General features: G+C 47.1%; 8 protein-coding genes and 1 pseudogene. 2 read left to right on the top strand and 7 right to left on the bottom strand.

The window, feature by feature from the left end:
* Window positions 1–81 precede the first annotated feature (81 nt).
* The 7 genes from MBEAL2_RS11230 to MBEAL2_RS11200 form a co-directional block, all read right to left on the bottom strand.
* Window positions 82–633, bottom strand: coding sequence for a cob(I)yrinic acid a,c-diamide adenosyltransferase (locus tag MBEAL2_RS11230; RefSeq protein WP_047152387.1), 552 nt, complete (start codon window positions 631–633; stop codon window positions 82–84).
* Between the two features lie 44 nt (window positions 634–677).
* Window positions 678–1,631, bottom strand: a complete 954-nt coding sequence (locus MBEAL2_RS11225) for a D-2-hydroxyacid dehydrogenase (RefSeq protein WP_047152386.1) — start codon at window positions 1,629–1,631, stop codon at window positions 678–680.
* A gap of 22 nt (window positions 1,632–1,653) precedes the next feature.
* Window positions 1,654–2,421, bottom strand: a complete 768-nt coding sequence (locus tag MBEAL2_RS11220; RefSeq protein ID WP_369405493.1) for a class I SAM-dependent methyltransferase — start codon at window positions 2,419–2,421, stop codon at window positions 1,654–1,656.
* Window positions 2,422–2,453: 32 nt separating this feature from the next.
* The gene (gene bcp, locus MBEAL2_RS11215) at window positions 2,454–2,927 is read right to left on the bottom strand and encodes a thioredoxin-dependent thiol peroxidase (RefSeq protein WP_047152385.1); all 474 of its coding nucleotides are present in this window, start codon (window positions 2,925–2,927) and stop codon (window positions 2,454–2,456) included.
* 91 nt (window positions 2,928–3,018) lie between these two features.
* Window positions 3,019–3,804, bottom strand: a complete 786-nt coding sequence (locus tag MBEAL2_RS11210; RefSeq protein WP_047152384.1) for an ABC transporter permease — start codon at window positions 3,802–3,804, stop codon at window positions 3,019–3,021.
* 3 nt (window positions 3,805–3,807) lie between these two features.
* Complete coding sequence (locus MBEAL2_RS11205; RefSeq protein ID WP_082129896.1) at window positions 3,808–4,602, bottom strand: ABC transporter permease; 795 nt, start codon at window positions 4,600–4,602, stop codon at window positions 3,808–3,810.
* Window positions 4,595–5,602, bottom strand: a complete 1,008-nt coding sequence (locus MBEAL2_RS11200) for an ABC transporter ATP-binding protein (protein WP_047152383.1) — start codon at window positions 5,600–5,602, stop codon at window positions 4,595–4,597. Before MBEAL2_RS11200 ends, MBEAL2_RS11205 begins: the two co-directional genes overlap by 8 nt.
* Window positions 5,603–5,712: 110 nt before the next feature.
* Between MBEAL2_RS11200 and MBEAL2_RS11195 the strand changes: the two are divergent.
* Window positions 5,713–7,001, top strand: a pseudogene (locus MBEAL2_RS11195) (glutamate-1-semialdehyde 2,1-aminomutase).
* Window positions 7,002–7,513: 512 nt separating this feature from the next.
* Complete coding sequence (locus tag MBEAL2_RS11190; RefSeq protein WP_047152382.1) at window positions 7,514–12,007, top strand: glutamate synthase-related protein; 4,494 nt, start codon at window positions 7,514–7,516, stop codon at window positions 12,005–12,007.
* Window positions 12,008–12,070: the final 63 nt, after the last annotated feature.

The raw sequence follows: 12,070 nt of genomic DNA, 5'->3' as shown, positions 1-12,070 counted from the left end.
GGCGACTTATATAATATATCACATGGTTTTTTTAAAGCAAGATAATTTTACGATGGAATTATCTTGCTTTAAATTCCGTTCCTATTCCTGATGAAGCGCAGGCTCAATCTTACCTAATTTATGATTTGCATAGCGTGCTGCTACAAATAAAAAGTCGGATAATCGGTTTAGATACCTTATTACAGTCGGGTTAACTTCTCCGCTCTCTCTAAGTGCGATTGCCTTGCGCTCCGCCCTGCGCACAACCGTTCGGGCAAAGTGAAGCCCCGCTCCTGAAGAAGCCCCTCCGGGAAGAACAAAGTTTGTCAAGGCAGGCAACTGTTCATCCCACTTATCAATCGATTTCTCAAGGAACTGCACGTCAGCTTCCTCAAGTTTCCATCCAACCTCTTTTCCTGCAGGAGTAGCTAACTCCGCCCCAACATGAAACAGCTTCGTTTGGATAATATGAAAAACGGACCTAAATTCAGTCCACTCTTCCTCTTCAGGTAAATACGACAAAGCTAACCCGATGGCAGAATTCGCTTCATCACATGTACCGTAGGCATCGACACGCAGATCGTATTTAGGGACACGAACTCCATAAATCAGACTTGTTTCCCCTTTATCGCCGGATTTTGTATAAATCTTCATTTCGTATTCCCTCCCATTTTATATGACTAAAAGCTGCACACCGGCTAATACCCGCGCCTGCAATCAATTTTATTTATCATCTCATCCTTTAATCCTTTATCATACAGATCAAGGTTCTGATGAAAAATTTCCATCGCCCTTTCCATGTAAAGGGGAGAACGTCCGGATATATGCGGAGTTATAATGCAATTATCAAGCTCCCAGATCGGGGACGTTTCAGGTAAAGGCTCTTGCGAAAAAACATCCAGTACAGCAGCTTTTAGCTGTTTATTCACCAAACGCTCGATGAGTCTTTTTTCGTCAACTACTTCCCCTCTCGCAATGTTGATTAAAACCGCATCCTGCCGCATTGCCTCAAGCTCTTTCTTCCCCAGCAGCCCCCGTGTCTCCTCCGTCAAAGGAACTGCAATCACAACATAGTCGCAACGGGGAAGAACCTTCAATAGTTCCGACTGCTTATGCATCTCGTCACATACATCTTTAGGATGGCCGCTGCGGGAAACGCCAAGGACTTGCATACCAAAAACTTTCGCCCGCCGCGCAATTTCTTCACCAATGGCGCCTACGCCGATAATCCCCATTGTTTTTCCATACAGTTCTTCCACCCGAAGCGTTCGGTCCCACTTTTTGTTTTTCTGATTCTCATATAGTGTATTCATTTCACGCGCGACCTGCAGCAGCACAGCAAACGTATATTCAGCCATCGGAATCTTATGGATGCCACTGGCATTCGTTACAATAACTCCGGCCTTCCCCAGGGCAGGAAGCGGCATTATGTCCAAGCCGGCGCTAATTACCTGAATCCAGTGCAGCCGAGTCATTTCCATAACCCTTTCGGGAGTTAAATCTTCACCATATGTAATTAAAATTTCTGCGTCTCTGACTACTCCACCCGCTTCTTTTAGAGAAGGGTAGAAGTGAAAGTCATGGTGCGCAAATTTTTCCTGCAGCGCGTGTTGATGGCGCTGGCCCATTTTTGCCGTGGAAACAATCTTCATACGTTCTCATCTCCCCTGCATGCTATTCTTTTTTGGCCACGATAATGAGTTCAGTACTTTCAGGCCCGAACGCTGCTTTCTTAAAATCCCCATACCTGGAAACAACGGAAAAACCCGCTAACTTCAGAAGATGATGAAGCTCCATCGGAAAAATATAGCGTATGTGAAAAGGAGCAATGACACGCTGTATCAATTCCCCCGATTTATTTGTACGTTCGTACTGGCGAATGATTTCTGCTATTTGCTGAAAATGGTCGTACCTCGTGTAATCCCAAACAACGAGACGATCCTCGCTCCCCGGAATCGGATAAATCCCCCGGGTAGAACTTCTTTCTTCCTGTTCATATAAGTGCTTAATCAAAGGGACAAATATATTCAGCGCAAGCAAACCATCTTTTGCTAAATGCTTTCGGATTTGCCTTAGCGCAGCGACCTGATCCTTTACCGTCAGAAGATGAAGAAAGGAACGATAAGGAACCATCACAAGAGGAAACGTCCGTTCAAGTTCAAAAGAACGCATATCCGCCTCAACAAAAGCGATACGATCTACCACCTTTGCAATCTCCGCTTTCGCCTTTGCTTTTGCGAGCATTTTGTCCGAGGAATCGACGCCAACAACCTCGATTCCCTGCATCGCCATCGGAACCAAAAAACGGCCTGTGCCGCACGCCAAATCAAGTACCGGCCCATTTGCACTCTTAGCCAGCTCCGTATAAAACTCGATGTCATAATCAATGCCCGTTGAAATCACATCATAATAATCCGTCCAATCATAATGAGCTATGCCCATTACCTACACCTCACCTTATTTATAAAAAAACATTATTCCAAATTTTCACGGATAAAAGCAAGCGCCTCTTCCACGTGTCCATCTACTTTCACTTTTCGGTATTCCCGGGCGAGCTGCCCCTCTTTATCAATGATGAAAGTGGAACGCTCAATCCCCATATACTCTTTCCCGAAATTCTTTTTAAGCTTATACACGTCATACAATTTCGAAACAGCCGCATCCGTGTCACTGAGCAGTATAAAAGGCAAATCGTACTTTTTAATAAATTTATCATGCGACGCTAAACTATCGGTACTAACCCCGAGGATAATCGTATTTTTAGCTTCAAATTGGCCCGCGTTATCACGGAAATCACACGATTCTTTTGTGCATCCCGGCGTATTATCCTTCGGGTAAAAATAGAGAACAACATTTTTGCCGCGAAAATCATGGAGCGAAACCTCTTCTCCATTGCTTGCAGGCAGTGTAAAGTCGGGGGCTGCCTGTCCAACCGTTAAATCAGCCATGTAAATACCTCCTCAAACGTTGAATGATATATTTCTCTTTCATCTTATCAACTTTTCCCATATAAAACAAAGAAAGGAGCGGCTCCTGCATTCAGGAACCTGCTCCTTTGTAATTTTTCACTCCATAATTCCACGCCATTACACCGAGGGCAAAAAACACAACCCCAATTACAGGCGTCAGCATACTGTAAAAATAATATTCCTGTCTCTTTAAGAAATAAGCTGCCGGATACACACCAACGAAAGCGAACGGCAAAATCCAGGTGAGCAGAAATCGAATGGCTTTGTTGTAAATATTGACGGGGTAACGTCCGTAGTTCTGGACGTTATAAATCATCGGCGATATTCCTGTTTTCGAGTCTGTAAAGAAGCCGATCGCCGCGATGCCTGTATATACCCCGCCATACACAAGGGCACCCGAAATGACCAGGAGAACGAAAACAATCGGGTCATACCACGAAAAATCCAGACCCAGCTGAATTCCCGAATATGTCATAATAATCAACCCCGTTGCCGCTCCGACAAGTGACTGCGGGTCCATTGTCTCAAGCATAACCTGAAATAAATTGTGGGCAGGCCGCGTTAAAATCCGGTCCATTTCCCCTTTAATAATGTATTTCTCCTGGAACTCCCATAGATTGAAGAACGTGGAGAATACAGCATAAGGAACAAGAAAAAAGCCATAGATAAAAATAATCTCATCCTTCGACCACCCTTTTAGCAAGGATGTATGCTGAAACACTACAAGGATAAAAATAAGATTAGTCAATTGAAAAACAAAGTCCGAGAGAATCCCATTCACGAAGTCCATGCGATAGGCAAAGCGCATTTTGAAATACTGCTTGAGATAATCCCAGAACAACGAAAGATAAAACATGGATTACCCCCCCTGAATGATGACGTTTTTGCGGGCACGCCACCACATCCACTGAATCGGAATCATAAGAACAAGCAGCCAGATAACCTGAATGAAAACGGCGGAATAAATGGCCTGCCCCTTGACTGCCTGGGTAAAAATCACTCCTGGCAGGTAGCTAATCGCCTGAAACGGCAAGTACTTCAATATTTCCTGTGCCCACAGCGGGTAGAAGCTAATCGGCAGAATCAGCCCGGAGAACAGGTCAACGACCACGCGCTTGGCCCTCATTAATCCATCATTGTTGTAAAAGAAGAAGGTAAGCAGTCCTGTAATCAAGTTAATTTGCGTATTTATCGTAAAGCTAATGAGCAGGCTCAACGCATACCACATCCATGTGCTCACACTGTGGGGATAATGAATCGGAAAAATAAAACTGACAATGAGCATGCCAGGTATCGAGAAAAACAAAAGACGAAAAACCCCCTCACCCAGCCCCTGCATCATTTTAACAAGAAGGTAATTGTAAGGGCGAATCATCTCAATCGCAACTTTGCCTTCTTTTATATCCAGCGCCATTTCCCGATCGATGTTGTTAAAGTAAAATGCCCGCGCCATCCAGCTTATCGCAACATACGTAACCATTTGCAAGGATGTCATCCCCCCCATGGTTGATTGCCCGCCGTATATTGCATTCCAGAGGAAATAGTAGGCACCGATGTTAATACCGTAGACAACAATCCCACTGTAGTAATTTACCCGGTACGCCAGCATCGTAAGAAAACGAATCCGAATGATTTCCGCATACATACTAAGCATGAGCGATACCTTCTCTGTATATTTCACGAACAATTTCTTCGGTGCTGGTAGCCTCGATTGATATATCCTTTACTTCATAATGAGGAATAATAAGAGATAGAAGTTCGGAAATGGCCGTATTTTCCTCCGCGAAAACCGCCCGATAGCGAAGCTCGTTTTCCCGCTGCCAGCTCACAGGGAGGCTTTTTGTGAGAAGACTCAGGCTATCTGCAGCTACAGGATTTGTGAATTCAATGAGTACAGTTTTCTGATTCCCCCATGTTGTCCGCAGTTCATTAAGCCCTCCGTCGTATATAACTTTCCCTCCATCCAGCATGACAACCCGGGAGCATAGCGCTTCAATATCTGAAAGATCGTGCGTGGTAAGCAAAATCGTCGTCCCGTACTCTTCGTTAATCTCCTTAAGAAATTCACGGATTTTCAGCTTCACAAGCACATCAAGCCCAATGGTAGGCTCATCAAGGAATAATAACGGCGGGTTATGAATCAAAGCCGCTGCCAGCTCGCACCGCATGCGCTGTCCAAGGCTTAGCTTACGAACCGGCCTGGTGAGCAGGTCCTCAATTTCAAGCACCTCAATAACATGGCGCATATGTTTGTTATATTGTTCATCCGAAATCCTATATACCTTCTTCAGAAGAGTAAATGACTCCTGAACAGCAATATCCCACCACAGCTGGCTCCTCTGCCCAAAAACTACGCCAATCGTTTGGACAAAACGCTCCCTTTCCCGATGCGGGTCCATTCCATTTACACGCAAATAGCCGGACGTCGGCATAAGAATGCCGGTCAGCATCTTGATCGTTGTTGATTTACCCGCTCCATTTTCCCCAATATATCCGACCATTTCTCCCGGCTCAATGCGCAGGTCAATCGAATCGACAGCACGCATCGTTCTATATTGGCGATTAAACAAATCACGGAAAGCTCCGGAAAGACCGGCGCGACTCGTGTACGATTTAAATTCTTTTGTCAGTCCTTTTGCTTCAATCCGCAGCATATATTTTCTCCCTCCACTTCAGATCCATAAGATACAATTATACCTCTTTTACAATAAGTTTTCATCAGTGGTAAAGTATAAAAGACACATTCATACAGGAGGAATGCCATTTGAATCACTCACGTTCTGAACAACTATACAGGGAAGCGACCGACGTTATTGTTGGCGGAGTCAACAGCCCGTCCCGCTCTTTTAAAGCAGTTGGCGGCGGTGCACCCGTCACGATGGAAAAAGCAAAAGGTGCCTATTTCTGGGATGTAGATGGAAACAAATACATAGATTACCTTGCACCTACGGCCCTATTATTACAGGGCATGCCCATCCGCATATAACAGAAGCGATCACACGGGCGGCACAAAATGGTACACTGTACGGCACCCCTACTCCATGGGAAATTAAATTCGCCCGCAAAATTCGGGAAGCGATCCCTTCTATGGAGAAAATCCGTTTTAACAACTCCGGAACCGAAGCCGTTATGACAACGATTCGTGTTGCCCGCGCGTACACCGGGCGCACAAAAATCCTTAAATTCGCCGGCTGTTACCACGGACACTCCGATTTGGTGCTTGTTGCCGCAGGCTCCGGGCCGTCTACCCTTGGAATTCCCGACAGTGCGGGGATTCCGCAGTCAATTGCAAATGAAGTCATCACCGTTCCGTTTAACGATGTAGATGCTTTGTCTCAAGCGATGGAAAAATGGGGCCACGAAATCGCCGGTGTTCTTGTTGAACCGATTGTCGGTAACTTCGGTATTGTTATGCCTAAGGAAGGCTTCCTTGAAGAGGTAAACCGGCTGGCCCACGCAGCTGGAGCGCTTGTCATTTATGATGAAGTGATTACCGCCTTTCGTTTCACGTACGGTGGAGCACAAAACCTGCTTGGTATCGAACCGGATTTAACGGCGCTTGGCAAAATTATCGGCGGCGGACTTCCGATCGGCGCCTACGGCGGAAGAAAAGACATTATGGAGCAGGTTGCACCGCTTGGCCCTGCTTACCAGGCGGGCACGCATGCGGGGAACCCGGTATCCATCCAGGCAGGAATCGCGTGCTTAGAGGTGCTTGAACAGCCAGGCGTCTATGAAGAAATGGGCCGCCTTGGCGCTATGCTTGAAGATGGCCTGCGCAAGGGCGCAGCGTCAGCAGGTATAGGTGTAATAATTAACAGAGTAGTAGGTGCGCTCGCCATGTATTTTACTGAAGGCCCTGTGACCAATTATGAGGAAGCGAAAGCTGCTGACGGTGAAGCTTTTGCCCATTTCTTCCGGAACATTCTGGAGGAAGGCGTATGCCTTGCCCCTTCAAAATATGAAGCATGGTTTATTACAACCGCCCATACAGAAGACGACATTAACCGCACCATCGAAGCAGCGGGTAAGTCTTTTATAAAAATGCGTTAGAATTAATATTTATCCATTATTTTCATAAAAAAGCGGGAGTGTCTGCGGATACTCCCGCTTTTTATATACAAATATTATCAAAAAGTATAAATAGGTAATTTTATTCTATAATCGTATACCTTTCACAAGAACCTTGCTGATAAACTCTCAAAGGCGGACAAATAAACACAAACTTTTTCGGGCTTGGAAGGGTTTATTGTTCGGATAAACCTCTTAAAACTTTCAATTACGATTATTTAATTTCTTGTTCACAGCACGGGTAAAAACGCTTACATATGAATATTTAATCATTAGCTTATTGTTCGAAAAGAAAATTCGTGATATTCTTTATTCTATATTTACTTTTTCAAACGTTCTGTTTCATTTAAGAACGTACCCGCCATTCCCCGCACAACAGTTCGGTAACACACATAGAAAATCGAACAGCATCCTGTGTGGAATATAAGAATGGCAGAAGTGAGAGATTTCTACTGTTTATTTAGGAGGTGAAGGTCAGTTCACTGACCGAAGTGATGAAAAAAGCAGATTTCGGCAATTTCCGCAATCATCAGGCAGAAGAGCATGACAGCTGTGGCATTGTTGCTATTATTGAAAAAAACGGTAAACCACACCGTGATAACATTTCTAAAATCATCAATGCCCTTATCAAGATGGAACACCGTTCAGGATTTATTGACGGCGAAGGCGATGGATGCGGTATCCTAAGCGATATTCCCCGCGAATTGTGGGCGAAGAAGCTGGCTGACGCCGGAAAACCTGCTGAACTGGCTTACTCGCCTTCTTTTGCCATAGGCCATATTTTCATTCCCGCACGTAATTGCGATGTAGAGAATGTAATGTCTTCCATCCGGCAGATGTTTGCTGAAGCAGAAGTAACCATTGAGTTGGAACAACAGGGCGCTGTAAACAGCGCGGTGCTGGGTAAGAACGGCCGTGCAGATGAGCCTGTTTTCTGGCAGCTTGCCTGTAACTATAAAGGAAAAAATAGAATTGAAAATACATTGTTTGAATTGCTCATCGCTATCGAAGAAACGTATAACGTTCATGTGGCTTCTCTGAGCAACTACTCCGCTTCCTATAAGGTAATGGGGGCCGCTAATATTCTTCCTGATTATTTCCAGGACATTCAGGAGCCGGAATTTGCGTCTTCTGTAACGGTCGGACATAACCGCTATTCTACGAATACACTGTCCAATTTCTTCCGCGTCCAGCCGTTTACGATTCTCGGACATAACGGAGAGATTAACACGATTCGTAAACTGGAAGACGAAGCAACTATGCTCGGTGTCGATCTTGTTAAGGGCGGCAGCGACTCGCAAAATATGAACAGAGCGATCGAGACGCTTATCCACCGCTATGATTTATCTCTATTTGAAGCGATGGAAATGGTGTTCCCGCCGATTATTAATGAAATGAAAAACTTACGTCCGGAGCTGCAGGACCTTTATGTTTATTACCGTCAGACATGGGGCCATTATGCTCAGGGGCCGGCCGGTATCGTATCTCGTTATGGAAACGAATGTATCTTTAGCGTCGACGCACTTGGCCTTCGTCCTGTATGGATGGTAGAGAGCGAAACCTCTCTCTATTTCTCTTCCGAACAGGGAGTCGTTCCTGTGTATGAGATGGTTAACGAACCTAAATCCCTTGCACCAGGCGAAAAGGTTGGCGTGCAGTTGAATCCGGGACAGCCGGTTCAGGTCATTTTGCACCATGAGGTACAGAACCTTGTTCTCGAACGTTCACTTAAAAAAGCGGATTTTGCAGGCTTCCGCACACAGCTTCAATTCTCTCATGCCCCGGCCGCTACAGCTCCTTATTCCGATATCGAAGGCGTGACGAACCAGCAATATGCGGCGTTTGGCTGGGAAAGAGAGCACATCCAGCTTGCAGAGCAGATGGCTACGAACGGAGCGGAACCAATTCGTTCACTTGGTCACGATGCGCCTCTGGCTGCCATTGCAGAAGTACGGCAAAATATCCCTGACTATATTAAAGAAAGTGTAGCCGTTGTAACGAACCCGGCAATCGACCGGGAGCGGGAAATGGAGCATTTTTCAACACGCGTTGTCATCGGCGGACGCCCTGCACTTTTCCCTGCGAATAACGGAGTAACACAAGGGTTGGAACTTCCTTCTCCAATTCTGCTGGAAGGATCTTCTCTTCAGAACCTGGCAGAAGAACTTCATACCCTGTCACTCGAACAAATTATGGAACATTTCCCAGCCTCGGCCTCGATCGTTCCTGTTCATTTTAGCGGAGAGGAAAAGATCGCTAATGCTCTTGAAAGAATTGCCTCCACTGCGGTTTCTGCAGCTGAAGGCGGCGCACGCATTCTTTTACTCGATGATGGCCAGTCGCATCAGAACGGCAACTTCTGGCTCGATCCTCATCTTGCCCTGGCAAAGATCGATCATGCGTTAAAAATAGCCGGTGAAAGAGGAAACAATAATCTGCGCCGTCAGGTGACCCTTATTGTGCGTTCGGGAGCCATTCGAAGCCTGCACGACCTCGCCCTGTTATTCGGGCTTGGTGCAGACGCTGTGTCCCCTTACCTGCTCTTCGCTACCGTTTTCGCGAAAGATGCAGAACGCTCAGTAAGCAACCTTTTCCAGTCTTTAAACAAAGGGTTGGAAAAAGTCATTTCTACGATAGGAATTCATGAGCTTCGCGGCTATTCCCGTCTCTTCTCTTCGATTGGCCTGCACACAGAAGTTGCAGAAATCCTTGATATTGTCAATTTCTGCGGAAGTGAAAAGGCCGGTATATCCTTCCTTAATTTAGAGGAAGACAGCAAAACGCGCTACGAGGAATTCAATAGTGAGCAGGCGAGACCGGCAAAAATATTCCACCTGTGGCCGAGAATTTGGAAATCCATTGGGGAGGTAGCATCAGGCAGCCTTCCGTACCGCGAATTCGCGGATAAATTAATACTCCAGGAACAGGAAAATCCGCTGGCTATCCGTCACCTTGCTGACTTTGATAAATCAAAGTCAGGAGCTCCGGTAGCACCTGAAACTGTGGATGTCTCAATCGGGGAACACAGCCTCCCGTTCCTCATTTCATCAATGTCCTTTGGATCGCAGAACGAAACTGCCTTCAGGGCTTATGCGGAAGCAGCCGATCAGCTAAACATGATTAGCTTTAACGGCGAGGGCGGCGAAATTAAAGATATGCTCGGCAAATATCCGAGAACACGCGGGCAGCAGATTGCTTCCGGACGTTTCGGGGTGAACATAGAGCTTGCTAATTCATCTAACCTGCTTGAGATTAAAATCGGCCAGGGAGCAAAGCCGGGAGAAGGTGGGCACTTGCCAGGCAAGAAGGTTACCGCAAAGGTTGCTGCGGCACGGAATGCTACGCTGGGGTCCGACCTTATCTCCCCTTCGAATAACCATGATATTTATTCGATCGAAGATCTCGCGCAGATGATTACGGAACTGAAGACGGCAAACAGTGAAGCCAAAGTCTGTGTTAAAGTACCCATTGTCCCCAATATTGGTACGATTGCAGTAGGCGTCGCAAAGGCCGGTGCGGATTTTATTACCTTGAGCGGTTTTGACGGAGGCACAGGAGCAGCCCGGGTGCACGCGCTTCAACACGTAGGGCTTCCGGTGGAAATCGGGGTAAAAGCAGCGCATACCGCGCTCATTGAAGCCGGATTGCGGGATAAAGTAGAACTATGGGCTGACGGCGGTATAAAGGGCGGCCACGATGTCGTGAAAATGCTCCTTCTGGGAGCAAACCGTGTCGGGTTCGGCACGCTGTCCATGCTCGCTGTCGGATGTACGACGTGCCGCGGCTGCCACCTCGATACATGTCATGTTGGGATTGCAACGCAAATTGAAACAGTAGAGGAAGCGCAGGAACACGGACTTCGCCGCTTCGTACCGCGCGTACTCGATATTGCTGTTGAGAATTTGAAGCGTTTGTTTACGGCTATCGGTGAAGAGGTTAGGCTTTTGACTGCAGAACTGGGATTCGAGCGGACGCAGGACATGGTCGGACGCGCCGATCTTATGATCCAGACCCGCGGGCTTTCGCAATTGGATCTATCATCCCTGCTTCGTGAGGTCTCATTCCCTTATGCGGAAAGCCCACGCGTTGAATCCAGAGTGCTTGTCGCCGCAGGGGTGGAGTCGTATGAAATTGAAGACTCCTATGCTTCGCCGCAAGCGCCTATTAACGAAACGTTTACGGATGTGCTAAGTGATCAGCGGGTCCTTGGAAGCCGCTATTCGGGTGCCCGTGTTAAACCGTACCTTGACGGAAGCTATGTCAACCTGCCGGAAGTTTCCCTGACATTTGATAACGGAAGCGTGCCGGGGAACGGCCTCGCCGCTTTTAATGCGGAGGGCGTATCGATTCGAGTCCGTGGCGGAGCCCAGGACGGCGTAGGAAAAACAGGATTCGGCGGACGGGTAAGCATTATGAAATCACCGAATGCACATGGTGGTTTCATTAACGGTTCAGTCGGGAAAAGCTTCTGCTACGGCGCCCAGAAAGGGCTCTATATCGTGCAGGGCAATGCGGATGCCCGCGCCTGCATCCGGCTCTCCGGGGCTGACGTCATTATCGGCGGGGAATTAACACAACCGATTAACGACAGCCTGGGAGGCATCGGTGCCCGCGCCAATATTAAAGGATTTGCTTTCGAGTATATGACGAACGGCCGTGCGGTTGTATTAGGCGACCCGGGTCCGTGGATTTGCTCCGGTATGACAGGGGGAACCGTGTACCTGCATATTCAACCGGAAATGGGGCTTGATGAAGCCGCAATTAAACGCCGGATTGCCAAAGCAGCGAAGGTTACGCTCCAACCGCTCAACCAGAAAGGAAAGGAAGACCTCTCCTATCTGCTTGGCGAATATGTTACAGAACTGGAAGCAAGCAACCAGCCACAGACTGCTGAGCACATCAGACAACTGCTGGCACAGGCCGAAACAAACTTTGTGATGGTGACACCTGTAAAAGAACAGGCTGATCCTTCTATCGCGACTGAGTAATTTAACTTTCACCTGCATCTCCCAAATTGCAGTGTGATTTACCACCTTTATAAAGCAGCCGGT

It is taken from the genome of Aneurinibacillus tyrosinisolvens (assembly GCF_001015055.1).
Classification (GTDB): domain Bacteria; phylum Bacillota; class Bacilli; order Aneurinibacillales; family Aneurinibacillaceae; genus Aneurinibacillus_A; species Aneurinibacillus_A tyrosinisolvens.
Note: the sequence above shows the minus strand (reverse complement) of the source record. Positions and strands in the feature narration are given on the sequence as shown.

Coding starts and splice junctions, on each gene's coding strand:
- MBEAL2_RS11230 (WP_047152387.1), bottom strand. CDS start 633: ATGAAGATTTATACAAAATCCGGCGATAAAGGGGAAACAAGTCTGATT.
- MBEAL2_RS11225 (WP_047152386.1), bottom strand. CDS start 1,631: ATGAAGATTGTTTCCACGGCAAAAATGGGCCAGCGCCATCAACACGCG.
- MBEAL2_RS11220 (WP_369405493.1), bottom strand. CDS start 2,421: ATGGGCATAGCTCATTATGATTGGACGGATTATTATGATGTGATTTCA.
- bcp (WP_047152385.1), bottom strand. CDS start 2,927: ATGGCTGATTTAACGGTTGGACAGGCAGCCCCCGACTTTACACTGCCT.
- MBEAL2_RS11210 (WP_047152384.1), bottom strand. CDS start 3,804: ATGTTTTATCTTTCGTTGTTCTGGGATTATCTCAAGCAGTATTTCAAA.
- MBEAL2_RS11205 (WP_082129896.1), bottom strand. CDS start 4,602: ATGCTTAGTATGTATGCGGAAATCATTCGGATTCGTTTTCTTACGATG.
- MBEAL2_RS11200 (WP_047152383.1), bottom strand. CDS start 5,602: ATGCTGCGGATTGAAGCAAAAGGACTGACAAAAGAATTTAAATCGTAC.
- MBEAL2_RS11190 (WP_047152382.1), top strand. CDS start 7,514: ATGAAAAAAGCAGATTTCGGCAATTTCCGCAATCATCAGGCAGAAGAG.